Source organism: Amycolatopsis sp. NBC_01307, from assembly GCF_035975215.1.
In the GTDB taxonomy this organism is placed as follows: domain Bacteria; phylum Actinomycetota; class Actinomycetes; order Mycobacteriales; family Pseudonocardiaceae; genus Amycolatopsis.
In genome coordinates this window covers 5,578,634-5,604,980 of sequence record NZ_CP108403.1, presented here as the reverse complement: position 1 = coordinate 5,604,980, position 26,347 = coordinate 5,578,634, and the positions used below count along the sequence as shown (strand labels likewise).

The 26,347-nt window shown below is 72.7% G+C and carries 29 protein-coding genes; 17 read left to right on the top strand and 12 right to left on the bottom strand.

The features are described 5' to 3' along the window. Nucleotides 1–96: 96 nt before the first annotated feature. On the top strand, nt 97–813 hold the full coding sequence (locus OG439_RS23780; protein WP_326943087.1) for a M50 family metallopeptidase: 717 nt from the start codon (nt 97–99) through the stop codon (nt 811–813). Here OG439_RS23780 and OG439_RS23775 read toward each other — a convergent pair. Together OG439_RS23775 and OG439_RS23770 are read right to left on the bottom strand one after the other, a co-directional pair. Further along, nucleotides 810–1,460, bottom strand: coding sequence for a response regulator (locus OG439_RS23775; RefSeq protein ID WP_247054746.1), 651 nt, complete (start codon nt 1,458–1,460; stop codon nt 810–812). The two genes, OG439_RS23780 and OG439_RS23775, sit on opposite strands and share 4 nt — an antisense overlap. Continuing rightward, nucleotides 1,435–2,670, bottom strand: a complete 1,236-nt coding sequence (locus tag OG439_RS23770) for a sensor histidine kinase (RefSeq protein WP_326943086.1) — start codon at nt 2,668–2,670, stop codon at nt 1,435–1,437. Before OG439_RS23770 ends, OG439_RS23775 begins: the two co-directional genes overlap by 26 nt. A 168-nt stretch (nt 2,671–2,838) precedes the next feature. On the opposite strand from OG439_RS23770, the gene OG439_RS23765 reads away from it, so the two are divergent. The 5 genes from OG439_RS23765 (at nt 2,839) to OG439_RS23745 (ending at nt 7,711) form a co-directional block, all read left to right on the top strand. Beyond that, nucleotides 2,839–4,287 carry an ArnT family glycosyltransferase gene (locus tag OG439_RS23765; protein ID WP_326943085.1) on the top strand — a complete coding sequence of 483 codons (1,449 nt, stop codon included), beginning with the start codon at nt 2,839–2,841 and terminating at the stop codon, nt 4,285–4,287. A 9-nt stretch (nt 4,288–4,296) separates the two neighbouring features. Further along, entirely contained in the window at nt 4,297–4,962 is a 666-nt protein-coding gene (locus OG439_RS23760; RefSeq protein ID WP_326943084.1) for a GOLPH3/VPS74 family protein, read from the top strand. A gap of 241 nt (nt 4,963–5,203) precedes the next feature. Further along, complete coding sequence (locus tag OG439_RS23755; RefSeq protein WP_326943083.1) at nt 5,204–5,965, top strand: isocitrate lyase/PEP mutase family protein; 762 nt, start codon at nt 5,204–5,206, stop codon at nt 5,963–5,965. Nucleotides 5,966–5,991: 26 nt separating this feature from the next. Then, nucleotides 5,992–7,005 (top strand): aminotransferase class V-fold PLP-dependent enzyme, encoded by a 1,014-nt coding sequence (locus OG439_RS23750; RefSeq protein WP_326943082.1) that lies wholly within the window; start codon nt 5,992–5,994, stop codon nt 7,003–7,005. Between the two features lie 112 nt (nt 7,006–7,117). After that, complete coding sequence (locus tag OG439_RS23745; protein ID WP_326951603.1) at nt 7,118–7,711, top strand: hypothetical protein; 594 nt, start codon at nt 7,118–7,120, stop codon at nt 7,709–7,711. A 73-nt stretch (nt 7,712–7,784) separates the two neighbouring features. Here OG439_RS23745 and OG439_RS23740 read toward each other — a convergent pair whose 3' ends face one another. Further along, the gene (locus OG439_RS23740; protein ID WP_326943081.1) at nt 7,785–8,717 is read right to left on the bottom strand and encodes a ferritin-like domain-containing protein; all 933 of its coding nucleotides are present in this window, start codon (nt 8,715–8,717) and stop codon (nt 7,785–7,787) included. A 124-nt stretch (nt 8,718–8,841) separates the two neighbouring features. Between OG439_RS23740 and rimP the strand changes: the two genes are divergently transcribed. The 7 genes from rimP (at nt 8,842) to OG439_RS23705 (ending at nt 15,631) form a co-directional block, all read left to right on the top strand. Beyond that, a complete protein-coding gene (gene rimP / locus OG439_RS23735) occupies nt 8,842–9,393 on the top strand; it encodes a ribosome maturation factor RimP (RefSeq protein ID WP_326943080.1) in 552 nt (183 codons plus the stop codon). Then, complete coding sequence (nusA, locus tag OG439_RS23730) at nt 9,390–10,436, top strand: transcription termination factor NusA (protein WP_247054727.1); 1,047 nt, start codon at nt 9,390–9,392, stop codon at nt 10,434–10,436. The genes rimP and nusA overlap by 4 nt, the downstream gene beginning before the upstream one ends. Beyond that, on the top strand, nt 10,433–10,828 hold the full coding sequence (locus OG439_RS23725) for a YlxR family protein (protein ID WP_326943079.1): 396 nt from the start codon (nt 10,433–10,435) through the stop codon (nt 10,826–10,828). Before nusA ends, OG439_RS23725 begins: the two co-directional genes overlap by 4 nt. Nucleotides 10,829–10,906: 78 nt before the next feature. After that, entirely contained in the window at nt 10,907–13,921 is a 3,015-nt protein-coding gene (infB, locus tag OG439_RS23720) for a translation initiation factor IF-2 (RefSeq protein WP_326943078.1), read from the top strand. A gap of 82 nt (nt 13,922–14,003) precedes the next feature. Continuing rightward, nucleotides 14,004–14,297 (top strand): DUF503 domain-containing protein, encoded by a 294-nt coding sequence (locus tag OG439_RS23715; protein WP_247054723.1) that lies wholly within the window; start codon nt 14,004–14,006, stop codon nt 14,295–14,297. A 19-nt stretch (nt 14,298–14,316) separates the two neighbouring features. Further along, nucleotides 14,317–14,793: a 30S ribosome-binding factor RbfA gene (rbfA, locus tag OG439_RS23710; protein ID WP_326943077.1), complete on the top strand. Its 477-nt coding sequence runs from the start codon at nt 14,317–14,319 to the stop codon at nt 14,791–14,793. Between the two features lie 4 nt (nt 14,794–14,797). Beyond that, nucleotides 14,798–15,631: an alpha/beta hydrolase gene (locus tag OG439_RS23705; protein WP_326943076.1), complete on the top strand. Its 834-nt coding sequence runs from the start codon at nt 14,798–14,800 to the stop codon at nt 15,629–15,631. On the opposite strand, the gene OG439_RS23700 is transcribed toward OG439_RS23705, so the two are convergent. The 4 genes from OG439_RS23700 to OG439_RS23685 are packed head-to-tail and all read right to left on the bottom strand — an operon-like array spanning nt 15,615 to nt 17,690. Next, a complete protein-coding gene (locus OG439_RS23700; RefSeq protein WP_326943075.1) occupies nt 15,615–16,025 on the bottom strand; it encodes a VOC family protein in 411 nt (136 codons plus the stop codon). The two genes, OG439_RS23705 and OG439_RS23700, sit on opposite strands and share 17 nt — an antisense overlap. A 5-nt stretch (nt 16,026–16,030) precedes the next feature. After that, a complete protein-coding gene (locus OG439_RS23695; RefSeq protein WP_247054714.1) occupies nt 16,031–16,474 on the bottom strand; it encodes a helix-turn-helix transcriptional regulator in 444 nt (147 codons plus the stop codon). A gap of 26 nt (nt 16,475–16,500) precedes the next feature. Further along, complete coding sequence (locus OG439_RS23690; RefSeq protein ID WP_326943074.1) at nt 16,501–17,133, bottom strand: class I SAM-dependent methyltransferase; 633 nt, start codon at nt 17,131–17,133, stop codon at nt 16,501–16,503. After that, nucleotides 17,130–17,690, bottom strand: a complete 561-nt coding sequence (locus OG439_RS23685; RefSeq protein WP_326943073.1) for a TetR/AcrR family transcriptional regulator — start codon at nt 17,688–17,690, stop codon at nt 17,130–17,132. The genes OG439_RS23690 and OG439_RS23685 overlap by 4 nt, the downstream gene beginning before the upstream one ends. 143 nt (nt 17,691–17,833) lie before the next feature. On the opposite strand from OG439_RS23685, the gene OG439_RS23680 reads away from it, so the two are divergent. Together OG439_RS23680 and OG439_RS23675 are read left to right on the top strand one after the other, a co-directional pair. After that, nucleotides 17,834–18,085, top strand: a complete 252-nt coding sequence (locus OG439_RS23680; protein ID WP_326943072.1) for a hypothetical protein — start codon at nt 17,834–17,836, stop codon at nt 18,083–18,085. Between the two features lie 20 nt (nt 18,086–18,105). After that, the gene (locus OG439_RS23675) at nt 18,106–19,266 is read left to right on the top strand and encodes an SPFH domain-containing protein (protein ID WP_326943071.1); all 1,161 of its coding nucleotides are present in this window, start codon (nt 18,106–18,108) and stop codon (nt 19,264–19,266) included. 55 nt (nt 19,267–19,321) lie between these two features. Here the strand turns inward: OG439_RS23675 and OG439_RS23670 are convergent, their stop codons facing one another. From OG439_RS23670 to OG439_RS23650, 5 genes are all read right to left on the bottom strand, one after another. Beyond that, entirely contained in the window at nt 19,322–20,257 is a 936-nt protein-coding gene (locus tag OG439_RS23670; protein ID WP_326943070.1) for an ABC transporter substrate-binding protein, read from the bottom strand. An 8-nt stretch (nt 20,258–20,265) separates the two neighbouring features. Continuing rightward, nucleotides 20,266–21,033, bottom strand: a complete 768-nt coding sequence (locus OG439_RS23665; protein ID WP_326943069.1) for an amino acid ABC transporter ATP-binding protein — start codon at nt 21,031–21,033, stop codon at nt 20,266–20,268. Further along, nucleotides 21,030–21,953 carry an amino acid ABC transporter permease gene (locus OG439_RS23660; RefSeq protein WP_326943068.1) on the bottom strand — a complete coding sequence of 308 codons (924 nt, stop codon included), beginning with the start codon at nt 21,951–21,953 and terminating at the stop codon, nt 21,030–21,032. Before OG439_RS23660 ends, OG439_RS23665 begins: the two co-directional genes overlap by 4 nt. After that, entirely contained in the window at nt 21,950–22,435 is a 486-nt protein-coding gene (locus OG439_RS23655) for a GNAT family N-acetyltransferase (protein WP_326943067.1), read from the bottom strand. The genes OG439_RS23660 and OG439_RS23655 overlap by 4 nt, the downstream gene beginning before the upstream one ends. A gap of 470 nt (nt 22,436–22,905) precedes the next feature. Continuing rightward, nucleotides 22,906–23,937, bottom strand: coding sequence for a TRM11 family SAM-dependent methyltransferase (locus OG439_RS23650; protein WP_326943066.1), 1,032 nt, complete (start codon nt 23,935–23,937; stop codon nt 22,906–22,908). A 25-nt stretch (nt 23,938–23,962) separates the two neighbouring features. Between OG439_RS23650 and OG439_RS23645 the strand changes: the two genes are divergently transcribed. Together OG439_RS23645 and OG439_RS23640 are read left to right on the top strand one after the other, a co-directional pair. Then, entirely contained in the window at nt 23,963–24,952 is a 990-nt protein-coding gene (locus OG439_RS23645; protein WP_326943065.1) for a DHH family phosphoesterase, read from the top strand. 58 nt (nt 24,953–25,010) lie between these two features. Further along, nucleotides 25,011–26,330 (top strand): MATE family efflux transporter, encoded by a 1,320-nt coding sequence (locus tag OG439_RS23640; RefSeq protein ID WP_442792344.1) that lies wholly within the window; start codon nt 25,011–25,013, stop codon nt 26,328–26,330. Nucleotides 26,331–26,347 lie beyond the last annotated feature (17 nt).

Genomic DNA, 26,347 nt, shown 5'->3' with positions numbered 1-26,347 from the left:
GGACAGCTCAAGGACAATTCCCGGCGGGGATACCGCCTGGCCCGCGGCCCCGGTGACACTGTGGAGGACGGCTCCACGGCTCCGGGGAGGGAATCCATGGCGTCCGCGTTCGCCGTGCTCAACGAAACCGTGCCCGCGCCTGGGCCGGAACTCGTCGGGATCACCGCGCTGGTGGCCGCCGTGGCCGTCATGATGTCCTTCGTCAGCGGCCGGCGGAATGTGGTCTACCGGGCCAACTTCCTCGGGACGCTCTTCCACGAAGGCGGCCACGCGCTGGTGAGCATCCTGACCGGGGGCGGCGTTCTCCGTGTCCGGATCACGAGTGCGGAATCCGGCGGCACCCTGCAGTGGAACCCGTCGGCGCTCGCCGCGATCCTGACCATCGCCGCCGGCTACGCGATGCCGCCGCTGGCCGGGCTGGGCGCGGCGGCCTTGCTGCACCGCGGGCTCGTCCCCGCCGTGCTCACCCTGACCCTGGCCGCGATGGTGTTCCTCCTGCTGTTCACCCGCGACGTGCTCACCTTCGTGGTGGTCGTCGCGGTCGGGGCGATCGTGTTCGGCGCGTTGCGCTGGGCGCCGCCCTGGCTGAAGAACGGCGTCGCGTACGCCGAAACGTGGCTGTTGCTGACCAGTGAGATCGGCGGGCTGCGCGCGATCGTCTCCAACCGGTTCCAGGACGGCTTCGGCGGTCAAGAGGACGACGCCGCCATGCTGGCCCGGAGCACGGGAATCCCCGGGTTCGTGTGGATCGCCGCGTGGTTCGCCCTCATCACCTGGGCGGTGTGGCGCGCGGTCCCGTTGCTGTGGCCCTAGCGGGCGACCAGACCCGCTTCGTGCGCCAGCAATCCCGCCTGGGTCCGGTTCGTGCAGTCCAGCTTCACGAGCATCCGCGACACGTAGCTCTTCACCGTCGCCTCGGCGAGGTGCAGCCGGGTCGCGATGTCCGCATTGGACAGTCCTTCGCCCAAGCACGCCAGGACATCCCGCTCCCGGTCCGTGAGACCGGACGTCCGGCGGCGGGCGTCGTCGCCGCGTTCGCGGCTGTCCGACGACAGTGCCACCAGGCGGCGGGCCGCGGACGGTGAGAGCACCGTGTGGCCGTCGGCCGCGACGCGGACCAGGCCGATCAGGTCCTCCGGCGGCGTCGACTTGACCAGGAAGCCCGCCGCGCCCGCGCGCAGCGCGCGGATCACGTACGTGTCCGCGTCGAACGTCGTCAGCGCGACCACCGCCGGCGGGTCGGGGAGCGCCGCGATTCGGGCGATCGCCGTCAGGCCGTCGACGCCCGGCATGCGCAGGTCCATCAGCACGACCCGCGGCCGGTGCCGGACCACGGCCTCGACGGCTTCGGCGCCGTCGGCGGCCTGGGCCACGACGTCGATGTCGTCGGCCGAACCGAGGATCGTGCGCAGGTGCGCGCACACCATCGGCTCGTCATCGACCACGAGCACCGGGATCACTCTGCGTGCCTTCCGCCGTCGGGACGTAAGCGGGCAGTATCGCACCGACCCGGAACCCGCCGCCGCGCACCGGGCCCGCGTCGAACCGCCCGCCGACGAGTTCGACGCGCTGCCGCAGCCCGGCCAGCCCGGCCCCGGAGCCGCTGGCCGCCAGCGCCGGATCGGGCCGCTGCCCGGCCGCGGTGCTGGCGACCGAGACGTCGAGGCCGCCAGGGTGGTAGCGCAGCGACACCGTCACCGACGCGCCCGGCGCGTGCTTGCGGACGTTCGTCAGCGCCTCCTGCACCAGCCGGTACGCGGTCCGCGCGACGGTCGGCGACACCTGCGCCGGGTCGCCGTCCACCGCGAACGCCGTCTCGATGCCGACCGAGCGGGACTCCTCGACCAGCCGGGCCGGATCGCCGGGCTGCTCTTGGCCGAGCGTCCGCGGGCTCAGCTCGGAGCCGTTGCGCAGCACGCCGACGAGGTCGCGCAGCTCGTCCAGCGCGAAGACGCCTTCGCGGCGGATGTCCTCGGCCGCCGCCCGCACCGGCTCCTCGTGCGACGTCACGCCGAGCGCCCCCGCGTGCAGCACCATCAGGCTGAGCCGGTGCGTGACGACGTCGTGCATCTCGCCCGCCAGCCGCCGCCGTTCCTCCGCGCGGGCCTGCTCGGCGAGCAGGTGCTGCTCGCGCTCGGCGCGTTCCGCGCGGTCCCGCAGCGACCGCAGCAGCTGGCGCCGCGCCTCGCCGTAGAGCCCGAGCATCGCCGGCAGCGTGGTGCTGAGCAGGGCGAACGGCGTGGTGCTCCAGCTCGGCACCCACGGCCGCGCGGCGATCAGCGTGAGGATCCCGGCCAGCCAGAGGACGGTCCGCCGGTCCAGCAGCCGCGGCAGCTGCGACAGCAGGACCGGGCTGATGGTCGGCACCGTCGTCAGGGCGAGCTGGCGCACCGGCACGAGCAGGCCGGGGGTGAACAGGTCGGACGCCAGCATCAGGCCCGCCGCCGCGACGACGAACCAGGCGACCTGCCGCGGGAACCGGAACACCAGCACCAGGGAGAAGTCGCAGACCAGCTGCAGCGCCAACCCGGCGGTCGGGCCGAGCGGCCCGGTCGTGACCTCGCCCAGCGCGTAGAGCAGGACGTTCAGGCCCGCGAACGCGAACGCCGCCACGAACAGCCAGAAGACGTCGGCGCGGCTCGGCCACCACGGCCGCCTGGTGCTGGTCACGCGGCCACGGTAACCGCTCGCGGAGGCCGCCGCGCCGGATGCGCAACCAAAGTTGCGCACCGGTCCGCGGGCCGCAACTTTCGTCGCCGTGATCACCTTCCTTGCCACGTTTCGCCCGCGTCCCCGATCCGGTGGAGTGGGCGGACCACAGCGAGGGAGGCAACCGTAGTGACCGTCCAAACGCGACAGACGACGAGCGTGGTGTTCGCCCGCGCCCCGGTGCTGGCGATCGCCGGCGTCGCCGGGCTCGCGCTGCTGCTGACCAGCGGGCGCTACGCCGGCGGGTTCGACGAGCTCTACTTCCTGGTGGCCGGTCGAAATCACCTGAGCTGGGGGTATTTCGACCAGCCACCGCTCATCCCGGCGCTGGCGGCGGCGATGGACTGGCTCGCGCCGGACTCGCTCGTCGTGCTGCGGCTGCCGATGACGCTGGCCGCGGCCGCCGGGGTGGTCGTCACGGCGCTGATCGCGCGGGAGTTCGGCGGCGGGCGCGGCGCGCAGGCGATGGCGGCCGCCTGCTACGCGACGTCCGGCATCGTGATCGTCAGCCACTGGATCGGGACCTACGTGCTGGACCCGTTCCTGTGGACGGTCGTCGCCTGGCTGCTCGTCCGCTGGACCCGCACCCGCCGCGACGGCCTGCTCGTCTGGGCCGGCGTCGTCACGGCGGTGTCGCTGGAGACGAAGTTCCTGATCCCGGCCCTGTGGGCGGCGGTGCTGCTCGCCGCGCTGGTGGTCGGGCCGCGGGACCTGCTCCGGCGCCCGAAGCTGTGGCTGGGCGCGGCGATAGCCGCCGTGGTCACGGTGCCGACGTTGATCTGGCAGGCGACCCACGGCTGGCCCTACACCCACATGAGTGAAGTCGTCGCCGCGGAGTTCCCGGGCTACGGCCCGTGGGTGCGCGACGGGCTGCTCGGCGCCGGCATCGGGGTCGGCGTGGTGGCCCTGCTCTACGGCGTCTGGCGGCTGCTGCGGTCGGCGGAGCTGCGGCCGTACCGGTACCTCGGCGTCGCGCTGGTCCTGGTGGCGCTGGCCGTGGTCGCGACGCAGGGGCGGTCCTACTACCTGATGGGCTGCTACGCCGTTCCGTTCGCGGCCGCCGCGACCGAGCTGACCCGGCGGAACCTGGTGCGGTGGTGGAAGGTCGTGGCGTGGCCGGTGTTCGTGCTCTCGGCCGTCGTCACGCTGGTCGCGCTGCCGGTGTGGCCGGCCTCGGCGCGGACGTCGGTCGGGCCGTTCTCGCTCGGCAGCTCGTTCGCGCAGGGGGAGCTGCCGCAGCAGGAGCTGGCGAAGGTGATCGGGCAGACGTACGCCGCGCTGCCGCCCGCGACCCGGGCCCGGACGGCGGTGTACGCCGAGATCTACCCGTTCGCGGCGGTGACCGAGTTCTACGGGGCGCCGTACGGCATCCGCACCGTCTACAGTGGACACCGGGCGTACTGGTACTTCGGGCCGCCGCCGGAGTCGGCCGACGCGGTGCTGTTCGCCGGGTTCGACCCCGGGCTGCTGCGGCCCTGCTTCGCGCACGAGACCCAGGTGGTCGACGGGCTGCTGTGGCTCTACGACGGCCGGAACGCGCCGTGGTCGCGGATCTGGCCCCAGCTGAAACGGCAGTGAGAGGAAATGATGAGCACTTTGTCCTTGCCCGCCCAGGCTTACCTGCTCGCGTGTGACACCGGCCGCGACCGGCTGCCACGCCGGCAGGGGGTCGCGCTGCTGGTGCGCGCGGCGGCGTTGACGGACCTGGTCCTGCGCGGGCTGGTCGTCGACGGCGACGGGCGGCCCGTGGTCACCGGCGCGGCCGGCACCGGCCACCTCGTGCTCGACGACCTGCTGGGCGACCTCGCCGCGGACCCGCACCGCAAGTGGCGCGGGTGGGTCCGCCGCGACGCCCGGGCCACGCTCCAGTCCCTGGAGGCCCAGCTCGACGCGGCGGGCACGATCACGCTGAAGACTTCGCACGTGCTGGGGCTGTTCCCGCGCCGCCGCCCGGTGGTCCGCGACCGCGTGGAAGCGGCCCGGCTGCACGAGGTCGTGGCGGCCGCCCTGCGAGGCCGCGAACCGGCGTCGCGGGTCGACCCGGGCGCGGCGGCGCTGACGTCCCTGGCCGCGGCGGTGGAGCTGCGCACGGTCGTCTCGCGCCGCGACGCCCGCCACCACAAGGCCCGGCTCGCGGAGCTGGAGGAGCGCGCGGGAGCGGCGGTCCCCGCGCTGCGCAAGGTGGTCCGGGAACTGAAGGCGGCCCGCGCCGCGGCGATCTCGGCGGCCGCCTCGTCCGGCAGCAGCGGCTGACACCGTGTCGACCCCCTGATCACGCGTGTCGACCCTCCAATCACGCGAGTCGACCTCCCAGTCACGCGTGCCGGCCGTTCGATCACTCGAGGGGTGTGATCGAACGGCCGGCACGTGTGATCAGGGAGCCGGCACGTGTGATCAGGGAGCCGACACGCGTGATTCGGGAGTCGACACGCGTGATTGGAGGGTCGACACGGCTTCGGCGACGGCCGAAGTGTTGCGGACCTAGGTTCGGGGCATGGACGAATTCCGTGCGCTGCACGTCCCCGGTACCCCGCTCCTGCTGCCGAACGCCTGGGAGTTCGGCGTCGGCGCCCACCTCGTCGCGCAGGGGTTCCGCGCGCTCGGGACGACCAGCCTCGGCGTGTCCGCGGCGGCGGGGGAGCCGGACGGCGCGCCGTCGACGCGGGACACGACCGTCGCGCTGGCCGCCCGGCTGGCCCGGCTCGACGCGCTGGTCAGCGTCGACATCGCCGACGGCTTCAGCGCGGACCCGGCCGCCGTCGCCGACCTGGCCGAAGAGCTCGCCGCGGCGGGCGCGGTCGGCGTCAACCTCGAGGACGGCCGCGCCGACGGCTCGCTCGCCCCGGTCGACGTCCAGGCCGCCCTGGTCGCGGCCGTGAAGGAGCGGGCGCCGCGGCTGTTCGTCAACGCCCGCACCGACACCCACTGGGCGGGCGACCGCTCGGTGGCCGAAGCCGAGACGCGGGCGCGGGCGTACGTCGCGGCGGGCGCGGACGGCGTCTTCGTGCCCGGTCTCGCCGCGCCGGCCGACGTCGAGCGGCTCGTCGCCGTCGGGGTCCCGCTCAACCTGCTGTTCCTGCCCGGCAAGGTCACCCTGGCCGGGCTGGCGGAGCTGGGCGTCGCGCGGGTCAGCCTGGGCTCGCTGCCCTACCGGATGGCGCTGGCCGCGGCGGCCGAGACGGCGCTCGCGGTGCGCGACGGCCGTGATCTTCCCCTCACTCCGCCGTCCTACGCCGACGTCACCGCGTTCCTGTGAGTTCCGGATCTGCTTGGCTCGGGGACATGCACGCCTTCGGAGCCGACTTCGCCGTCCCGTCCGGGTACCTGAACACGCCGAGCATGGGCATCCCGCCCGCGCCGGTCGCCGCGGCCGTGGCCGGGTCGGTCGAGAACTGGCGGACCGGCGCGAGCCGGCCGGCGGACTTCGACGAGGCCGTCGCGCGGTCGCGGGCCGGGTTCGCCCGGCTGCTCGGGGTCGACGCCGGGCGCGTCGCGATCGGCGCGTCGGCCTCGCAGCTGATCGCCAACGTCGCCGCCGCGCTGCCCGCCGGCACCCGCGTGCTCGCCGCCGAGGGCGACTTCACCAGCGTGACCTTCCCGTTCGCGGCGAACCCGGGCGTCACCGTCACCGAGGTGCCGCTCGACGACCTCGCCGCGCGGGTCGAGGGGCACGACGTCGTCGCGGTGAGCGTCGTCCAGTCCGCCGACGGCCGGATCGCCGACCTCGCCGCGCTGCGGGCCGCGGCCGAGGCCGCCGGGGCGGCGGTGCTGCTCGACGCGACCCAGGCCGCGGGCTGGCTGCCCTTGGACGTCGCCTGGGCCGACTGGGTCGTCGCGGCGGGCTACAAGTGGCTGTTCGCGCCGCGCGGCTGCGCGTGGCTGGCGGTGCGCCCGGACGCCCAGGACCGCACCCGCGCGGTCGCGGCCAACTGGTACGCGGGGGAGGACCCGTGGGCCACCGTCTACGGCCTCCCGCTGCGGCTGGCCGGCGACGCCCGCGCGTTCGACCTGTCACCCGTCTGGCTGGCCCAGGTGGGCGCGGCCGCCGCGCTGGAGTACCTCGGCGGGCTCGACCTCGCGCAGGTCGCGGCCCACGACATCGGCCTGGCCGACACGCTGCTGGAGAAGCTCGGCCGGCCGCCGCGGGGGAGTGCGATCGTGTCGCTCGAGGCCGACCCCGGACGGGTGGCCGCGGCCGGGATCGTCTCCGGGTTGCGCAACGGCAAGGTGCGGGTCGGCTTCCACCTCTACAACACCGCTGACGACGTCGAACGCGTCTTACACGCATTCGAGTGAACAGCTCAGCGGGCGTGAACTACCGTATGGCGTCGTGGTTGGTGCGCATTTCACCCCAGGCCCGTCCGACACGGCCCCGCTGGGCGCGGTTCCCCCGCAGCCCCGCCCGCCCGTGCCCGGCCCACCGAAGCGTGACACCCGGACCCTGGCACTCAGGGGCGCCGGGCTGGTCGCGATCGCCGTGATCTCCGGGCTGCTCTGGTTCCTGATCCGGCACGACTCGACGCCGGACGAGCCGACGGCGCAGCCGCCGGCCAAGAGCACCGGGAAGTACACGTTCACGCCGGTCGCCGGGCCGGTGCGCTCCACCGACTGCGTCGCGAAGTCCTACGGCAAGACCAAGGACTTCTTCCAGGACAGCCCATGCCAGTCGCTGGTCCGCGCGCTGTACACGACGGAGTCGGGCGGCGCGAAGGCGCTGGTGTCGGTGGTGCTGGTGGGATTGCCGGACTCGACGAAGGCGAAGGCGCTCAAGGCGCTGACCGAGCAGGACGGCACCGGCAACGTCACCGACCTGGTCCGGGACAAGACGTTCGCCGGCGCCGGCACCCCGAGCGTGAGCGGCGCCGACGCGGCGTACGCGTCCCGCGTCGAGGGCACGAACGTGACGATCGTGCTGGGCGACTTCTACGACAAGCACCAGGACAAGGCGCTGATCGACAAGATCGCCGAGGACGCGCTGCGCCTGTCGGCCGACTTCGGCTGAGCCCCGCTAAAGCCGTGAAGGCCTCCTTACCGGCCATAAGAGCCGGTAAGGAGGCCTTCACGGCTTTAGCGGGTCAGCTCGCCTGGCCGGGCATGGCCACCGCCACCGGCTTCTCGCCGGCCTCGGAACGCCACGGCGTCCCGCGCCGCGAAGCCGCCACCAGCGCGTGCAGCGCCGTCTTGCGCAGGCCGGCGTCGTCGGTGTGGTTCACCACGGCCAGCCACGCCGACGCGCAGTCGGCCTCCGCCGTCGCGACGACCAGTGCGGCCGACGCCGTGTCGGTCACCGGCTTCTTCGGGTTGTACGCCGCTTCCGGCGCGACCGGGGTCGCTCCGGCGCCCGCGAGCATCGTCTGCAGCAGGTCGCGGCGCAGCGCGTGTTCGGCGACGCCGCCCTTCTCCGCCTCGCCGAAGTCGGCCGGGAGGAACGCGCCGACCAGGCCGTAGACCCAGACCGCGGCGTGCTCGGCGGCGAGCGCCTGCTGCAGCGGGTCGACGGCTTCGGCGGGGACGCCGCCGGGCGGGGCGGCCGCGGCGGGGGCGTCCTCGCCCGGGCCCAGCGCCGGGGTGATGCGCTGCAGCGCCGCGCAGCCCGCGGCGATCGCCGCGACCATCCCGGCGCGGTAGCGCGGCAGGCCGCCGACGAGGTCCTCGGCCTGCTTGCGCGCGGTGGCCAGCCGCTCCTTCAGGTCGCCCAGCGCCACCGCGGCCGGCGGCGTCGCCGAGGACGACGGTTTCGGCCGGTTCAGGCGGTCCACTTCGGACTTCAGGGCGGCCGCGTGCGCCGCGCGCGCGTCGGCGAGCTGGCCGGCGGCGTCGGCGTCCTTGCCCTTGGCCAGGGCACGCGCCGCCGCGGCGTCCGCGTCGGCGGCGGCCAGGAGCGGCTGCAGCGGGTCGGGGCTTTCGTCGTAGCCGGGCCCGCAGGCGGCCAGCGGCACGGCCAAAGCGGCCACCGCCCCGAAGCGGAGGGCGGCACGGCGGGTCAGCTCGGTCGGTCTTCCGGTCACGTCGGCCCATCCTGCCAGGCCCCGGGGCGGGCCCGCCGCTCGCGCGTGGTGACAAGGCGACCGGATAAGCTGGTCCACCACCGACCCGTTCCCCAACCCCCACCCCGACCGAGGAGAGCCCCACGTGCCAGGAGAACTCGCCAGCCGGCTTCAGCCGATCGTGGCCGAAGCCGTCACCGCCGCGGGTTTCGACCTCGATTCGTTCGAGGTCCAGCAGGCCGGCCGGCGGCAGCTGGTCAAGGTCGTCGTCGACTCCGACGACGGCATCGGGCTGGACGAGGTCGCCGAGGTCAGCCGCAAGGTGGCGGCGGCGCTCGACGAGAACGAGCACGTGCTCGCGAGCGCGTACACGCTGGAGGTCACCTCACCGGGCATCGAGCGCCCGCTGACCCAGCAGCGGCACTGGCGGCGCGCGCGGTTCCGCTTGGTCAAGGTCACCCCGGTCGAAGGTGACGCCTTCGTGGGCCGGGTCGGTCACGCGGGCGCGGACGCCGCCCGCCTCCTCGCCGACGGCGAGCTCCGCGACGTCCGCTACGCCCAGGTGGCGAAGGCGGTCGTCGAGATCGAGTTCAAGCAGCCGCCCGCCGAGGATCTGAAACTGCTCGACGACGACGCGTCCGGCCTGACCGGCGCCGGTCAGGCCGAGACCGAGAAAACGGAGAAGGGGTCGAAGTGAACGTCGACATCGCCGCACTGAGGGCGATCGAACGGGACAAGGACATCCCCTTCGAAACGGTGATCGAGGCCATCGAGACGGCCTTGCTCACCGCGTACAAGCACACCGAAGGGCACCAGCCGCACGCCCGCATCGACATCGACCATAAGTCCGGCCTGGTGCGCGTGCTCGCGCGCACGCTGACCCACGACGGCGAGACCGACGAGGAGTGGGACGACACCCCCGAGGGGTTCGGCCGGATCGCCGCCACCACCGCGCGCCAGGTCATCCTGCAGCGGCTGCGTGACGCCGAGCACGAGAAGACCTTCGGCGAGTTCTCCACCAAGGAGGGCGAGATCGTCGCCGGCGTCATCCAGCGCGACGCCCGCGCCAACGCGCGCGGCATGGTCGTGGTCCAGGTGGGTGACACCGAGGGCGTGCTGCCGTCGGCGGAGCAGGTGGCCGGGGAGTCCTACGAGCACGGCAGCCGGATCAAGGCGTACGTGGTCACCGTCGCGCGCGGCAACCGCGGCCCGCAGATCACGCTCTCGCGCTCGCACCCCAACCTCGTGCGCAAGCTGTTCGCGCTGGAGGTCCCGGAGATCGCCGACGGGACCGTCGAGATCGCCGCCGTGGCGCGCGAGCCGGGACACCGCACGAAGATCGCGGTGAAGTCCACCGTGGCGGGCGTGAACGCCAAGGGCGCCTGCATCGGCCCGGTCGGCGCGCGCGTGCGCAACGTGATGAGCGAGCTGGCCGGCGAGAAGATCGACATCATCGACTACTCGGAGGACCCGGCCCGGTTCGTGGGGAATGCCCTGTCCCCGGCGAAGGTTGTTTCCGTACGGGTCATGGACGAGCGGGGCAAGACCGCCCGCGTCGTGGTGCCGGACTTCCAGCTGTCGCTGGCGATCGGCAAGGAGGGCCAGAACGCCCGCCTCGCCGCCCGTCTGACCGGCTGGCGGATCGACATCCGCAGCGATGCCGCGCCGGTGGACGACGAGGGTGATCAAGACCACGCCGGTCCGTCGCGGCCCGCCGCGACAACCGGTTCGGCTGAGTGAAGGTCGAAGCGGTAGACTCCGGAGTGGTTCGAAGCCCGCGGCGGGTAGCCGAGCGCCAGCCCCACCGAGAATCCCCGGTGCGGACTTGTGTCGGTTGCAAGCGGCGGGCCTTGATCGGTGAGCTGCTGCGCGTGGTCGCGGTGGCCGGACGGGTGGTCGTCGACGGACGTCGTCGGCTCCCGGGTCGGGGGGCGTGGTTGCACCCCGACGCGGACTGTCTGGCCAAAGCCGAACGGCGGCGGGCTTTCCCGAGGGCCTTGCGGGCCCCGGGAGCGCTCGACGTCCGGGAGGTCCGCGGGTACGTCGAGCACGCCACGCATCACGAAGCCGGGACGTCCCCGGCTCCGCGAGGAACGAAGGAAGCAGGTCGACCCGTCATGAGTCAGCCGTGAAGCTGAAGCCATGAACGCGAGACAATAAGGACGAGGTCAGCGGGTTCCCCGCCTGGCCTCCCCTAGATGAGGAGAGCTGTGCCAGGCAAGGCCCGCGTACACGAGCTCGCTAAGGAGCTCGGCATCACCAGCAAGGACGTGCTCGCCAAGTTGAAGGAACAGGGCGAATTCGTCAAATCCGCGTCGTCCACGGTCGAGGCGCCCGTCGCCCGCCGGTTGCGCGACGCGTATGCGCCCAAGGGCGCCAAGAAGCCCGGCCCGACCCCCGGTCCGTCGGCGCGCCCGGGACCCCCGGCCGCCAAGCCGGGCGCTCCCGCGCCGAAGCCCGCGACGCCCGCTCCCCAGCAGCAGGCACCCGTCGTGCAGGCCGCCCCCGCGGCGGCCCCGCAGCAGCAGGCCCCGGCCTCGAAGCCGGCCGCCGCACCGGGCAACCGCCCGGCCGGTCCCGGCCCCCGGCCCGGCCCGCGTCAGCAGCCGGCCACGCCCGCTCCGGTGGAGCAGGTCCCGGCCGCGAAGGCCGAAGCGCCGGCCGCACCCCCCAAGCAGGAGACCCCGGCCGCGCCCGCTCCGCAGGGCAACACCGGTTCGGTCGTCCCGCCGAAGCCGCAGGGCCCCAAGCCCGGCGGTCCCAAGCCCGGTCCGCGCACCCCGCGGGTCGGCAACAACCCGTTCGGTGTCGGTTCCGGCGCCCCGCCGCGCCCGCAGGGCCCGCGTCCCGGTGGCGGCGGCCAGGGCGGCGACACCCGCCCGCCGCGTCCCGGTGGGACCGGTGGCGGCGGTGACCGTCCGGCTCCGCGTCCCGGTGGCGGCGCCGGTGGCAACCGGCCGAGCCCGGGCAACATGCCCCCGCGGCCGAACCCCGGCATGATGCCGGGCCGCACGCAGCGCCCGGCCGGTCCCGGTGGCGGCGCTCGCGGTGGTCCCGGTGGCGGTGCCCGTGGCGGCCCCGGCGGCGGCGCTCGTGGCGGTCCCGGTGGCGGCGGCGGCGGTTTCCGCGGCGGCCCCGGTGGCGGCGGCGGTGCCGGTGGCGGCTTCCGTCCCGGTGGCGGCGGCGGTGGCGGCGGTGGTTTCCGTCCCGGTGGCGGCGGCCCCGGTGCCGGTGCCCCGGCCGGTGGCGGCGGCGGTTTCCGCGGTGGCGGCGGCCGTGGTGGTCCCGGTGGCCGTGGCGGCACGGCGGGTGCCTTCGGGCGTCCGGGTGGTCCCTCGCGCAAGGGTCGCAAGTCGAAGCGGCAGAAGCGCCAGGAGTACATGGACAACATGCAGGCGCCCAGCGTCGGCGGCGTCCGCTTGCCCAAGGGGCAGGGCGAGACGATCCGGCTGCCGCGTGGCGCTTCGCTGACCGACTTCGCCGAGAAGATCGACGCCAACCCGGCTTCGCTGGTGCAGGTGCTCTTCCACCTCGGCGAGATGGTCACCGCGACGCAGTCCGTGTCGGACGACATCCTCGAGCTGCTCGGCGGCGAAATGAACTACCACGTTCAGGTCGTCAGCCCCGAGGAGGAGGACCGCGAGCTGCTGGAGACCTTCGACATCACCTACGGCGACGACGCCGGTGGCGAAGAGGATCTGCAGGTCAGGCCGCCGGTCGTGACCATCATGGGTCACGTCGACCACGGTAAGACCCGGCTGCTCGACACGATCCGGAAGACGAAGGTCCGCGAGAGCGAGGCCGGCGGCATCACGCAGCACATCGGTGCGTACCAGATCGAGACCGAGCTCGAAGGCAACCCGCGCCTGATCACCTTCATCGACACCCCGGGCCACGAGGCGTTCACCGCCATGCGTGCCCGTGGTGCCAACTCGACCGACATCGCGGTGATCGTGGTGGCGGCCGACGACGGTGTGATGCCGCAGACGGTCGAGGCGATCAACCACGCGCAGGCCGCCAAGGCCCCGATCGTGGTCGCGATCAACAAGATCGACAAGGAAGGCGCGAACCCGGACAAGATCCGGCAGCAGCTGACCGAGTACAACCTCGTGGCCGAGGAGTACGGCGGCGACACGATGTTCGTCGAGATCTCCGCGCGGCAGAACATCAACATCGACGGTCTGCTCGAGGCGATCCTGCTGACCGCCGACGCCGCTCTGGACCTCCGGGCCAACCCGGACATGGAGGCCCAGGGTGTCGCGATCGAGGCGCACCTCGACCGCGGCCGCGGCCCGGTGGCCACCGTTCTGGTCCAGCGCGGCACGCTGCGCGTCGGTGACTCGGTCGTGGCGGGTGACGCCTACGGCCGCGTCCGCCGGATGGTCGACGAGCACAACGTCGACGTCACCGAGGCGCTGCCGTCGCGTCCCGTCCAGGTCATCGGGTTCACCTCGGTGCCGGGTGCGGGCGACACCTTCCTGGTGGTCGACGAGGACCGCGTCGCCCGGCAGATCGCCGAGCGCCGTTCCGCTCGTACGCGCAACGCGCTCAACGCGTCGCGCCGTAAGCGGGTCAGCCTCGAGGACCTCGACTCCGCCTTGAAGGAGACGAACAGCCTCAACCTGATCATCAAGGGTGACAACTCGGGTACCGTCGAGGCCCTCGAGGCATCGCTGCTGCAGCTGGACGTCGGCGACGACGTCGAGCTGAACGTGGTGCACCGCGGTGTCGGTGGCGTGACCGAGTCGGACATCGACCTGGCGACCGCGTCCGACGCGATCGTCCTCGGGTTCAACGTCCGCGCCCAGGGCAAGGCGACCGAGCGGGCCACCCGCGAGGGCGTCGACGTCCGGTACTACACGGTCATCTACCAGGCGATCGACGAGATCGAGCAGGCCCTCAAGGGCATGCTCAAGCCCGAGTACGAAGAGGTCGAGCTGGGCCGCGCGGAGGTTCGCGAGGTCTTCAAGTCCTCCAAGATCGGCACGATCGCGGGTTGCCTGGTCATGTCCGGCGAGATCCGGCGCAACGCGCGCGCCCGGCTGCTGCGCGACGGCACTGTCGTCGCGGAGAACCTGCCGGTCAGCTCGCTGCGGCGGTTCAAGGACGACGTGGTCGAGGTCCGCGAGGGCTACGAGTGCGGTCTGACGCTCGGTTCGTACGGCGACCTCAAGGTCGGCGACTCGATCGAGACGTACGAGCAGCGCGAGAAGCCGCGGGCGTAAGGCGTCCGGTCCCGGGGGTGCGGTTTCGGCCGCACCCCCGGGGATTTCGCTTCCCATCCCTACGACACCACCACCATTGCCTATGTACGTCGGAGCTCTTGAGCTCGACATCCTGCTCGGCGACGTCCATTCGCTGAAGCAGAAGCGATCCGTGGTCCGGCCGGTGCTGGCCGAGGTGCGCAAGCGCTTCGCCGTGTCGGTGGCCGAAGCCGGTCACACCGACCTGCACCGGCGGACCCTCATCGGGGTGGCCGTGGTCGCCGAAGGTGGCGAGCACGTCCGTGACGTGCTCGACTCGTGCGAGCGCTACGTGGCGAGCAGGCCGGAGTTCGAACTGCTCTCCGCCCACCGCCGGCTGCTCGGCCCAGACGACTGATTTTCTCGAGGAGAAAGACATGGCTGATCCTGCTCGGGCCCGCAAGCTCGCCAAGCGGATCTCGCAGATCGTGGCGTCCGCGATCGAGCACGAGGTCAAGGACTCCCGGCTGGACTACGTGACCGTCACGGACACGAAGGTCACCGGCGACCTGCACGACGCCACGGTGTACTACACGGTGCTCGGCGAAAAGCTGGACATCCCGCCGGACTTCGCCGGTGCCGCCGCCGCGCTCGAATCGGCGCGCGGCATGCTCCGCACGATGGTCGGGCAGGGCACCGGGGTGCGCTACACCCCGACCCTGACGTTCGTGGCCGACACGATCCCCGAAGAGTCGAAGCGCATCGAGGCCCTGCTCGAAAAGGCCCGTGAGGCCGACGCGGAGGTCGCCCGGCGGTCGGCGGGAGCCCAGCACGCGGGCGAACCCGACCCGTACAAGGCCCCCCGCGAAACCGAGGACGAAGACGAGCCGGCGGCGGAGGAGAGCCGGGGCTGACCCGGTGCTCTCCCGTCGCGGCCTGCTCGCCGGCAGCGCACTCGCGCTGCTGGCGGGCTGCTCGTCGGCCCCCTCCGGCCCGCCGCCCGGCCCGCCCGCGACGGCACCCCCGACCGGCCCGACGCCCCTGAGTGCGCCCGTCACCGTGCAGCGGATGCACTCCGCGGCCCGCGGCACCGACGTCGAGCTGGTCCTGATCACCCCCGACGGCGTCCCGGCCTCGGGCCTGCCGGTGTGCCTGGCCCTGCACGGCCGCGGCGCCCGCGCCCGGACGTTCCTCGACCTCGGCGTCCCCGAGGCGCTCACCAAGGCCGTGCACGCGGGTGTCCCGCCGTTCGCGATCGCCGCCCCCGACGGTGACCACTACTGGGTGAACGTCGGGAAGAACGACGACCCGCAGCGGATGCTGTCCGACGAACTTCCCGTTTGGCTCACCCAGCGTGACCTCAAGGCGCCCGCGGCGGTGTTCGGCATTTCGATGGGCGGCTTCGGCGCCCTCCGCTTCGCCCGCGCCCACCCGGACCTGAAGGCGACGGCCGTGGCGAGCGCGGCCCTGTTCGTCAGCTGGCCGGATGCCCGCGCCCGCAAGGTGTTCGCCGACGAGGCCGGCTGGCGCGCGGAGGAACCGCTGCTGCACGCGGCCGATGTGCACGGCGCGAACCTGGGTGTGTGGTGCGGCGAGTCCGACCCGTTCCTGGGCGCCGACCGCAAGCTGGTGAACGCGGTCTCGCCGGCCGTGGCGCGGTTCTCGCCGGGCAAGCACGAAGACGCCTACTGGCGCGGTGTCCTGCCCGACGTGCTGGAGTTCGCCGGGCGGCGGATCACCCCAGCTGGCTGATGCGGACCATGTTGCCCGCCGGGTCGCGGAACGCGCAGTCGCGGACGCCGTAGGGCTGGTCCATCGGCTCCTGGACGACGTCGGCGCCGCTCGCCTGGACCTGGTCGAACGTGCCCGCCAGGTCCGAGGACGCGAGCACGATCGACGCGTAGCTGCCCTTGGCCATCAGCTCGGCGATCGTGCGGCGCTCGTCGTCGGTCAGGCCCGGGTCGGCGGCCGGCGGGTGCAGCACGATCGACGTGTGCGGCTGGTCGGCCGGGCCGACCGTGATCCAGCGCATGTCCCCGTACCCCACGTCGTTGCGCACCTCGAAACCCAGCGCGTCGCGGTAGAACGCGAGCGACTTCTCCGGGTCTTCGGCGGGGAGAAACGTGTGCTGGATGATGAGGTTCATGCTGCTCACGATAGGTGCGAGCGGGTGGGCGTCGCTTCTCGATTCCTGATCGGCCGCATGACCTGCTTGGCCAGGCAGGTGGGGATGCCCTCGCCGTCACCGGCCGCCAGGCGCTTGTAGGCGCTCGGCGAGATGCCGACCAGCTCGGAGAACCGCGTGCTGAACGTCCCGAGCGACGAGCAGCCGACCGCGAAGCAGACCTCCGTCACCGAGAGATCACCCCGCCGCAGCAGGGTCATGGCCCGCTCGATGCGCCGGGTCATCAGGTAGCTGTAGGGCGACTCGCCGAAGGCGGCGCGGAACTCCCGGCTCAGGTGGCCCGCCGAGAGGTGGACGCCGCGCGCCAGCGCCTCGACGTCCAGCGGCTGCGCGTAGTCCCGGTCGATCCGGTCGCGGACGCGGCGCAGCAGCACGAGTTCGCGCAGGCGCGCGTCCGATTTGCCGGTCACGCAGTCAGCATGCCCGCTCGATCACGTCACCGCAAAGGCGGCCGCCGAGCGAACAGGATCGCTTGCGGAACGTCATCATCGGGGTTCAGCAGCCACTCCGCCTCGATCTCGAACCCCGCGTCGCGGACGAGCGCGCCGACCCGTTCCGGGCGCCGGCGGTGAACGTGGACCTTCATCGGGTGGCCGCCGTAGCCCTGGGTCTTCAGCGTGGCCGAGTCGCCGACGTGGTAGCCGATCACCAGCCGGCCGCCCGGGCGCAGCACCCGGTGGAAGTGGCCCAGCACGCCGGGAACCGCGTCGTCCGGGACGTGGATCAGCGACCAGAACGCGAGCACTCCCGCGACGGAGGCGTCCGGGCGGGGCAGGTCCGTCATCGAGCCCACCTCGAACCCGACGCCCGCGTAGGCCTCGCGGGCCAGCTCGATCATCGACGGCGAGAGGTCGACGCCGGACGCGTCGACGCCGAGGGACACCAGGTGGGCGGTGAAGTGCCCCGGGCCGCAGCCGACGTCCACGACCGGGCCGTCGGCCCGCGCGGCGAACAGCGCGAGCGCCGCCCGCAGGTACGGCTGGGTCGTGACGGCGTCGCGCACGATGCCGGCGTAGCTCGACGCCACCGTGTCGTACGACGTGCGGGTGTCCGCGAGCCAGCCGGTCACGGCAGCGGGTGGGCGGCCGGGGCCCGCAGGCCGTCGAGGACCAGGGCGAGCCCGCGCCGCCAGTCCGGGGTCGCCGTCGCCGCCGCGAACACCACGGCGAGGTCCATCGTGCGGAAGTCCGGCCGCAGCGCGCCGGCGTCCTGCGCCCGCTTGACGATCCGGTCCATCCGGGAACCGTTGGCGCGCTTGGCTTTTTCGAGACCCGAGGCCGGGTCGAACGTCCGCGAGCACACCTCGGTGAAGCCGCGGTCGGTCACCTGCATCCGCACCGAGCGCTCGAGGTAGAGCACGAAGCCGTCCCACGGGTCCGCGCACGCGAGGGCCTCGTCGCTGATCGCCTGCGCTTCTTCCAGCGTCGGCAGGAACGCGGCTTCGACGAGGTCGGCGCGGGTCGGGAAGCGGTTGTAGAGCGTGCCGATCGCGACCTCGGCGCGGCGGGCGATCTCGTCCAGCGGGGCGTCGACGCCCTTGGCGCCGAACACCGCCCGCGCGGCCGCGACCAGCGCCTCGCGGTTGCGCCGGGCGTCCGCGCGCAGGGGGCGCTGCTCCACCGTCACGGTTGGTGAGTGTAGCCGCCGGCGCCGCTTCCCGATCGGAACCTCGCACAGCCCACGCCCGGGGGCCACCGGGAGCACAATGGGGTGAGCGGGGTGAGCGGGCTCGGTCCGCGCCGAGGCGGGCAGACGAGGGAGGTCGGTACATGCACTCCGATCTGACCCCGTCGGGCCGCACCGGGGTCCTCCTCGTCGGCACCCGCGGGCCGCACGGTCCCGGGGAGGTGCTGATCCGGATCCGGGGCGGGCTGGAAACCTTCCTGGCCTGGTCCGACACGGCGCTGCCGAAGGGGACGACCGTGCTGGTCGTCGAAACCCGCGGCCGGCGCACGGTCGACGTCGTGGCGTGGGACGTCCCGGAAAGCTCCGCGGAACCCGCGCCGGAAACCACTTCCTAGTGTTCGTCTAAGGACAGTCGATGTTCGGTTATCGCGTGCCGGCCCCCAACGAGGCGATGCTCATTTCGGGCGGCAAGAGCAGCAAGGGCGCGTCGCCGTTCCGGGTCGTCACCGGGCACGGCGCTTTTGTCATGCCGGTGTTCCGGAAAGTCCGGTTCCTGACGCTTTCGATGTGTGAAGCCGAAGTGACCGAAGTGTGCGTGACGAAACAGGCCATCGCCCTGACCGTGCGGGCGGTGATCGCGTTCAAGGTCGGCAACGACACCGAAAGCATCGTCAACGCCGGCCAGCGGTTCCTCTCCGACCAGGACCAGATGTCCGTGCTGACCGGCCGGATCTTCTCCGGCCACCTGCGCTCGATCATCGGGTCGATGACGGTCGAGGAGATCATCACCGAGCGGCAGAAGCTGGCCACCGAGGTGCTGGACGGCTCGGCGGTGGAAATGGCGAAGATCGGCCTTTCGGTCGACGCGCTGCAGATCCAGTCGATCGACGACATGAAGCTCGGCTACATCGCCGCGATGGCCGCGCCGCACAACGCCGCCATCCAGCGGGACGCCCAGATCGCCCAGGCCGTGGCGAACAAGAGGGCGGCGGAGGCCGAGCAGGAGTCGCAGCGGACCCAGGCGGCGTACGTCCGGCAGACGTCGATCGTGCAGGCGCAGTACCGCGCCGAGGTCGAGGCGGCGCAGGCCGAGGCGGCTCAGGCGGGGCCGCTCGCGCAGGCGAAGGCGCAGCAGGAGGTCATCGACGCGCGGACCGTGCTGGCCGAGCGCGAGGCCGAGCTGCGCCAGCAGCAGCTGGTGGCCGAAGTCATCAAGCCGGCCGACGCGGAGGCCGAGCGGATCCGCATCCTGGCCGTGGCCGACGCCGAGAAGATGCGCGTGCAGGCGGAAGCGGCGGCGTCGAACAACCGCGTCGCGCTCGACCGGATGCTCATCGACCAGCTGCCGCTGATCGTCAAGGAGGCCGGGCGCGGCCTGGCCGGCGCGAACGTCAACATCCTCAACGGCGCCGACGGCCTGGGCGAGATGGCCGCGGGCCTGGTCGGCCAGGGACTGTCCATCCTGGACTCGGTGAAGCGCGGGCTGAGCGCCTCGCCGGCCCCCGCGCCCGCGGCTTCCCCGGAGAGCAACGGAAAAGCCATCACCGCGAAGCCGGGCGAAGTGACCCAGTCCTGAATCATTCCTGACCGGTGCCGCGGGCCCGAGCGGCGACGGGCCCGCGGCACCCGGGTCACTTGCGGGGCAGCCCCTGCGGGTTGATCTCCGACGCCGGCAGCCCTTCCGACGCCAGGTTCCAGCGCTTGAGGACCTCGGCGTACCGGCCGTTCTTGATCACCGTGTCCAGCGCCTGCTGCAGGGCGTTCACGAGGCCGTTGCCCTTCTTGGTCATCGCCGCGATGTCGGCCTCGATCGTGCCGCCGCCGGACACCGAGCCGACGATCTTCGTCTTGCCCTCGACGGCCACGTGGTAGGCCGACGTCGGGTTGGGCCCGACGTAGGCGTCGATCCGGCCCGACTGCAGCGCCAGGTAGTAGTCCGAGGTCGCCTGGTAGTACTGGAACTTCACCGGGGCCAGCCCGGCGGACTTGTTCTGCTGGTCCCAGCGCAGCAGGATCTGCTCCTGGTTCGTCCCGGCGCCGACGCCGATGGTGAGCCCGGCGATGTCCTTCGCCTCCCGCACCGTGGTGTTCTTGTCGTTGCGGACCTCGAAGGCGATGGTGTCCTTGCGGTAGGTCGCGAAGTCGTACTTGTCCTTGCGCTCCTCGGTCACCGTGATGTTCGAGAACCCGCTGTCGTACTGGCCGTTGTCGACGGAGAGGAACAGGTTCTCCCACGACGTGGCCTGCAGGTCGAGCTTCAGCCCGAGGACGTCGGCGACGATCGACGCGACGTCCGGCTCGACGCCGATGACCGTCTTGTCGTCGTCCGCGCGGAACGACAGCGGCGGCGTGCCGTTGCCGGTGGTGCCGACGACCAGCGTGCCGCGGGCCCGGATCGCCGCCGGGACGAGCGCGGCGATCGCGTCCACCTTGTCGGCGTGGACGCGGTTCTGGTTCGCGGTGATGTTGACGCCGCCGGGCTGGGCCGCCGGTTCCGTGGCCGCTTCGGGACTGCCGCACGCGGTGAGCGCGAAGGCCGACGCGAGCAGGAGGACACGCAGTTTCATCGTTTTCATCAAAGGACTTTCTCCACGAAGGCCCGGGTGCGGGCGTGCTGGGGGTGGTCGAGGACGGCTTCGGGCGAGCCCTGTTCGACGACGCGGCCGGCGTCGAGGAACACGACGGTGTCGGCGACTTCGCGGGCGAAGCCCAGTTCGTGGGTGACGACGACCATCGTCGTCCCCGCTTTCGCGAGGTCCCGGATGACCGCGAGGACCTCGCCGACGAGCTCGGGGTCCAGCGCCGACGTCGGTTCGTCGAACAGCAGGACATCCGGTTCGAGGGCCAGCGCCCGCGCGATCGCGACGCGCTGCTGCTGGCCGCCGGAGAGCCGGCGCGGGTACTGGCCCGCCTTGTCGGCGAGCCCGACCCGGTCCAGCAGCTCCCGGGCGCGGACCTCGGCCTCGCCGCGCGGCCGGCGTTGCGCCGAGATCGGCGCCTCGACGACGTTCTCCAGCACGGTCAGGTGGCCGAACAGGTTGAAGTTCTGGAAGACGAACCCGATCCGGGTGCGCTGCTTGAGGATCTCGCGTTCCTTGAGCTCGTGGAGCCGGTCGCCGGCCCGGCGGTAGCCCATGAGCTCGCCGCCGACGCTGATGAACCCGCGGTCGGCCCGCTCCAGGTGGTTGATCAGCCGCAGCAGCGTCGATTTGCCGGACCCGGACGGTCCCAACAGGACGGTCACTTCACCTTGGCGCACCTGGAGATCGACGCCGTCGAGCACGGTCAGCGGGCCGAAACTCTTGTGCACGCCCCGGACGTCCACCATGAACTCCGCGCTCATGCCCGCCCCCAGACCGCGCGCAGGCGCTGCAGCGGGGTCGGCGGCAACGTGCGGAGCGCCCCGCGGGCGTAGTAGCGCTCGACGTAGAACTGGGCGACCGAGAGCACCGACGTCAGCGCCAGGTACCAGAAGGTGGCCACCAGTAGCAGCGGGATGACCCGGCCGCTGCGGGTGTAGATGACCTGGACCTGGTAGAACAGCTCCGGCAACGCCATCACGTAGACCTGTGAGGTGGCCTTCAGCAGGCCGACGATCTCGTTGGCGGCGGTCGGCACGATCGTGCGCATCGCCTGCGGCAGCACGATCCGGCGGAACTGCCGCCCGGCCGGGATGCCGAGCGCCGCGGCGGCCTCGCGCTGGCCGGCGTCCACCGAGAGGAACCCGGCGCGGACGATCTCCGAGGCGTACGCGCCCTGGTGCAGCGCGAGCCCGAGCCCGGCCGCGAGGAACGGCGGGATGAGGCTCATCGTGCCGACCGAGACGAACGACGGCCCGAACGGGACGCCGAAGGAGATCTCGTTGTAGAGGATCGCGAGGTTGTACCAGAACAGCAGCTGGAGAATGAGCGGGACGGACCGGAAGATCCACGTGTAGGTCCAGGCGACCGCGCGCAGCAGCGGATTCCGGGAAATGCGCATGAGCGCGAGCACAGTGCCGAGCAGGAATCCGGCGACCACGCCGAACGCCGTCAGTTCCAGGGTGAGCAGCACGGCGTCGAGCACCGATTTCTGGAACAGGTACTTCGAGAAGGTCGGCCAGTCGAACGCCGTGTTGGTCACCAGCGCGTGGCCCGCCATCGCGACCAGCACCGCGACGATCGCGGCGGCCACCCAGGTCAGCGGGTGCCGTGCGGGCACGATCTTCAGCGACTCCTCCGGCGCCGTCAAAGGTGCGGGCCGGGTGCCGACGTCGCTGGTCACCGCGATCCCACGGGCGCGGGAAGCGCTTTCGAGAACCGCAGCCGGGTGACCGGCACGGCGTCGACGTCGAAGTGCGGCGTGTACCCGGCGGCCAGGTAGAGCGCCCGGGCCTCGGGCTGGCTCGGGCCGGTGGTCAGGTGGATCCGGCGGTACCCGCGGAGCGCGATCTCGGCCTCCAGCTCGGCGACGACGCGGCGGCCGAGCCCGTGGCCGCGGTGCGCGCGGTGCGTCCAGATCCGCTTGAGCTCGGCGGTGTCGTCGTCGTAGCGCTGGAACGCCCCGCCCGCGACGGCGCGCTGGTCGTGGAGCAGCACCAGCAATCCGCCATTCGGCGGCGCGAAATGCTCCGCCGGGTATTCCCGCAGTTCGAAATGGACGTCGGCGAGCACGCGGTGGTAACGCGTCGAATATTCACGGGCCAGGTCGGCGAGCAACGGCCGGACCCGCGGATCTGACTGGGCGACCCAGACGGATTCGGGCATGACGACACCTGTTCGGGGAAAAGAACGAGGAGGAAAAGCGCCTGCCCAAAACGCGGGGGCGCTTTCCGTTGACGTCGTCGACTTTAGGAACCCGGGCCGAGCCGGGTCAACGAGCCGCCGCCCGGTTCCAGATCCTGGACGGCGGCTTTCAGGAAGCGGGCTTGGCGGCTACGACGAGGTCGCGCAGGATGGCTTGGTCCACCCGGTGGGCGAACTCTTCGTAGGGCCCGCCTTCGCGGACGTCGAGGCCGCGCGGGATCGCCGCGCCGTAGTGGGTCTGCGTCCTGGACTCAGATCGTGGATTCGCAGCGACGACGAGGTCGCGGGATCGCTTGGTCCACCCGGTGGGCGAGCTGCTCGCACGGGCCGCCTTCGCGGAGGCGGAGGCCGGTCTCCCCGCGGGATCTGGGCCGGCTCTTCGTGCGCGTCCCCCGGGACCGCCGCCGCGGTGAGTCGACGGCGTCCCGGAGTCAGGAAGCGGGCTTGGCGGCTACGACGAGGTCGCGCAGGATGGCTTGGTCCACCCGGTGGGCGAACTCTTCGTACGGCCCGCCTTCACGGACGTCGAGGCCGGCCTTCGCCAGGATCGCGACCAGCTCTTCGCGCGGCAGCACGGTGGTGTTCCACGAGATGCCGAGCGCGCCGCCGGGCTTGAGGACGCGGGTCCACACCGGGATCGCCGCGGCCAGCAGGTCGCGCGGGCTGCGCTGCAGGCCCGTGTCGCGGTGGCTGCCGTGCTGGACGCCGTACGGGGCGTCCGTGACGATCACGTCGGCGGAGTTCGCGCGCAGGACCTCGTCCGTCGTCAGCGTGTCCGCGTTGAAGTAGGCGAGCTTGCGGGTGTCGCCCGCCTTGTAGTCCTCTTTGGTGAACGCGTACTCGATGTCGAGGCGGCGGCCGAGGCGGGCCTTGTTGCGGCGCAGCACGCCGGACTCGGCCGTGTGCTTCACGCGCTTGTTCCGCAGCCACGTCTTGATGAACGCCTCGTACGCCTCGAAGTCCTTGGCGTCGACGTCCAGGCCGGTGGCGTGCAGGCCGTACATGATCGCGTGGTTGAGCGTGGTGCCGCGGCCGCACAGCGGGTCGAGCAGGTAGCGCGGCCTGTCCGAGGCGGGGTCCGCGGTGGCCAGCAGCGTGATGTTCAGCAGCAGCTTGGTGAACGACTCGTTGGTCTTGCCCGCGTACTTCTGGATGGTCAGCAGGTCCGAGTCGGCCTTCGCGAGCGGCGTCACCTTCACCGGGCGCAGCACGTCGCCGTCCAGCTCGAACAGCGCGTACAGCGACGACAGGTTCGACAGCAGCGCGAGGTCGCGCTCGCCGAGCGGCGCGGAGCTGGTGAAGCGGACGTAGCCGACGCCGCCGAGCTCGACGTCCTCGATCCCGGACAGCCCGGCCGCCAGGGCCGTGCCGAACACCGCCAGCTCGGCGCGCAGCAGCGCGGGGGAGGAGGCGGCGTAGACCCGGTTGGCGGACGGGTGGACCAGGATCACGTACTCGGACATCCCGCAGAGCGTAGCGTGACGCACCGTGACCTCCACTTTGGCGCAGGACATCGAGGCCGCGGCCGCACTGCTCGCGACGGCCACCGACGTGACGGTGCTCGGGCACGTCCGCCCCGACGCGGACGCGCTGGGCAGCGCGCTCGCCCTCGGCCGGGCCCTGCTCCAGCGCGGCGCCCGGGTGCGCGTGTCCTTCGGCGAGCCCGACGAGGCCCCCGAGACGCTCCGCTGGCTCGACGAGGACGGCCTGCTCACCCACCCGGACGACCTGCCCCCGACCGAGGCGCTGCTGGTGTGCGTCGACACGCCGGTGCCGCAGCGGCTGGGCCGGCTCGCCGGGCGCGTCGGGGCGGCCGGGCAGGTGCTGGTGATCGACCACCACGCGACCAACACGTTCTACGGCACCCACCACGTCGTCGACGAGAGCGCCGAGGCCAGCGCGATCCTGGTGTTCCGGGTCCTCGACGCGCTGGGCGTCGAGCCGGACGAGCCGATCGCGCGCGGGCTCTACGCCGGGATCGTCACCGACACCAGCGGGTTCCGCCGGGCGAGCCCGGAGACGCACCGGATGGCGGCGCGGCTGCTGGCGGCGGGCGTCGACCCCGAGGCCGTGGTGCGGCGGATCGTCGACGAGCGGCCGTTCGCCTGGCTGCCGATGCTGTCCTCGGTGCTGGCGGCCGCCGAGCTCGAGCCGGAAGCCGCGCAGGGCAAGGGTTTCGTGCACACGATCGTCGGCGTCGACGCCGCGAGCACGGTGCGGGCCGAGGAGGTCGAGTCGGTCATCGACGTCGTCCGCTCGGTGCGCGAGGCCGCCGTCGCGGCGGTGCTCAAGCAGGACCCGGCCGACCCGCGGCAGTGGCAGATCTCGTTGCGCTCCATCGGGATCGACGTCTCCGCGGTGGCCGCGGAGTTCGGCGGCGGCGGGCACCGGCAGGCCGCGGGGTGCACGATCGCGGGCCCCGCCGAAGACGTCCTGGCCGGCCTGCGCGCCGCGCTGGAACGGGCGCCGCTGCTCTAGGGTCGCGATTCCCGCCGGCCGGAAACTGTCGGTGCCGGCGGTTAGAGTCCGGTTCGTGGTGAACGTGGCGGAGAACGAGCGGGTCCCGGCGAAGCGGGTCCTGGGGCTGGCCGTGCCGGCGCTGGGCGTGCTGGCCGCCGAGCCGCTGTACGTGCTGGTCGACACGGCGGTCGTCGGCCACCTCGACGCGCTGTCGCTGGCCGGGCTCGCGCTCGGCGGCGTCGTGCTGTCCCAGGTGTCGAGCCAGCTGACGTTCCTGTCCTACGGCACGACCTCGCGCACGGCCCGCCTGCACGGGGCCGGCCGCCGGGCCGACGCCGTCCGCGAAGGCGTCCAGGCGACGTGGCTGGCGCTGTTCGTCGGGCTCTTCGTGCTGGTCGCCGGGCAGCTGCTGGCCTGGCCGATCGCGCGGGTGCTCTCGGGCAGCGACGAGATCACGAGCGCGGCCGTGTCGTGGCTGCGGATCGCGTTGTTCGGGGCGCCGCTGATCCTGGTCACCATGGCCGGCAACGGCTGGATGCGCGGGGTGCAGGACGCCGTCCGGCCGCTGCGGTACGTGCTGGCGGGCAACGGGATCTCGGCCGTGCTGTGCCCGGTGCTCGTCTACGGGGCCGGGCTCGGCCTGGAGGGCTCGGCGATCGCGAACGTCGTCGCGCAGGTGATCTCCGCCTCGCTGTTCTTCGCCGCGCTGGTGAAGGAGAAGGCCGGGCTGCGGCCCGACTTCCGGGTGATGCGCGCCCAGCTGAGCCTCGGCCGCGACCTGGTGCTGCGCAGCCTCGGGTTCCAGCTGTGCTTCGTCTCGGCGGCGGCCGTCGCGGCCCGGACGTCGACCGAGGCGGTCGGCGCGCACCAGGTGGTGCTGCAGCTGTGGGTGTTCCTCTCGCTGATCCTGGACTCGGTCGCGATCGCGGCGCAGTCCCTGGTCGGGGCCGCCCTCGGCGCGGGTTCGGCCCGGCAGGCGCGCGGCGTCGCCACGCAGATCACGCGCTACGGGCTGCTGATGGGGTGCGTCCTGGGCGTGGTGTTCGCGGCCCTGTCGTGGGTGCTGCCACGCGCGTTCACGGCCGACCCGGGTGTGCTGGCCGAGGTCCCGCACGCGTGGTGGTTCTTCGTGGCGCTGCAACCGATCGCGGGCGTGGTGTTCGCCCTGGACGGCGTGCTGCTGGGCGCGGGCGACGCGGCGTTCCTCCGCAACGCGACGCTCGGCAGCGCGGCCCTGGGCTTCCTCCCGCTGATCTGGGCGTCCCTCGGCTTCGGCTGGGGCCTCACCGGCATCTGGACCGGGCTCTCGCTCTTCATGGTCCTGCGCCTGGTGGCGGTGCTGGTCCGCTGGCGCTCGGGCACCTGGGCGGTGACCGGCGCGATCCGCCCCGCGTGATACCCGCCGAGCGGGTG

Excerpts from the sequence above, each read along its gene's own strand:
- OG439_RS23780 (WP_326943087.1), top strand. The coding sequence starts at position 97 with ATGGCGTCCGCGTTCGCCGTGCTCAACGAAACCGTGCCCGCGCCTGGG.
- OG439_RS23760 (WP_326943084.1), top strand. The coding sequence starts at position 4,297 with ATGAGCACTTTGTCCTTGCCCGCCCAGGCTTACCTGCTCGCGTGTGAC.
- OG439_RS23755 (WP_326943083.1), top strand. The coding sequence starts at position 5,204 with ATGGACGAATTCCGTGCGCTGCACGTCCCCGGTACCCCGCTCCTGCTG.
- OG439_RS23750 (WP_326943082.1), top strand. The coding sequence starts at position 5,992 with ATGCACGCCTTCGGAGCCGACTTCGCCGTCCCGTCCGGGTACCTGAAC.
- OG439_RS23715 (WP_247054723.1), top strand. The coding sequence starts at position 14,004 with ATGTACGTCGGAGCTCTTGAGCTCGACATCCTGCTCGGCGACGTCCAT.
- rbfA (WP_326943077.1), top strand. The coding sequence starts at position 14,317 with ATGGCTGATCCTGCTCGGGCCCGCAAGCTCGCCAAGCGGATCTCGCAG.
- OG439_RS23700 (WP_326943075.1), bottom strand. The coding sequence starts at position 16,025 with ATGAACCTCATCATCCAGCACACGTTTCTCCCCGCCGAAGACCCGGAG.
- OG439_RS23680 (WP_326943072.1), top strand. The coding sequence starts at position 17,834 with ATGCACTCCGATCTGACCCCGTCGGGCCGCACCGGGGTCCTCCTCGTC.
- OG439_RS23675 (WP_326943071.1), top strand. The coding sequence starts at position 18,106 with ATGTTCGGTTATCGCGTGCCGGCCCCCAACGAGGCGATGCTCATTTCG.
- OG439_RS23670 (WP_326943070.1), bottom strand. The coding sequence starts at position 20,257 with ATGAAACTGCGTGTCCTCCTGCTCGCGTCGGCCTTCGCGCTCACCGCG.
- OG439_RS23665 (WP_326943069.1), bottom strand. The coding sequence starts at position 21,033 with ATGAGCGCGGAGTTCATGGTGGACGTCCGGGGCGTGCACAAGAGTTTC.
- OG439_RS23655 (WP_326943067.1), bottom strand. The coding sequence starts at position 22,435 with ATGCCCGAATCCGTCTGGGTCGCCCAGTCAGATCCGCGGGTCCGGCCG.
- OG439_RS23650 (WP_326943066.1), bottom strand. The coding sequence starts at position 23,937 with ATGTCCGAGTACGTGATCCTGGTCCACCCGTCCGCCAACCGGGTCTAC.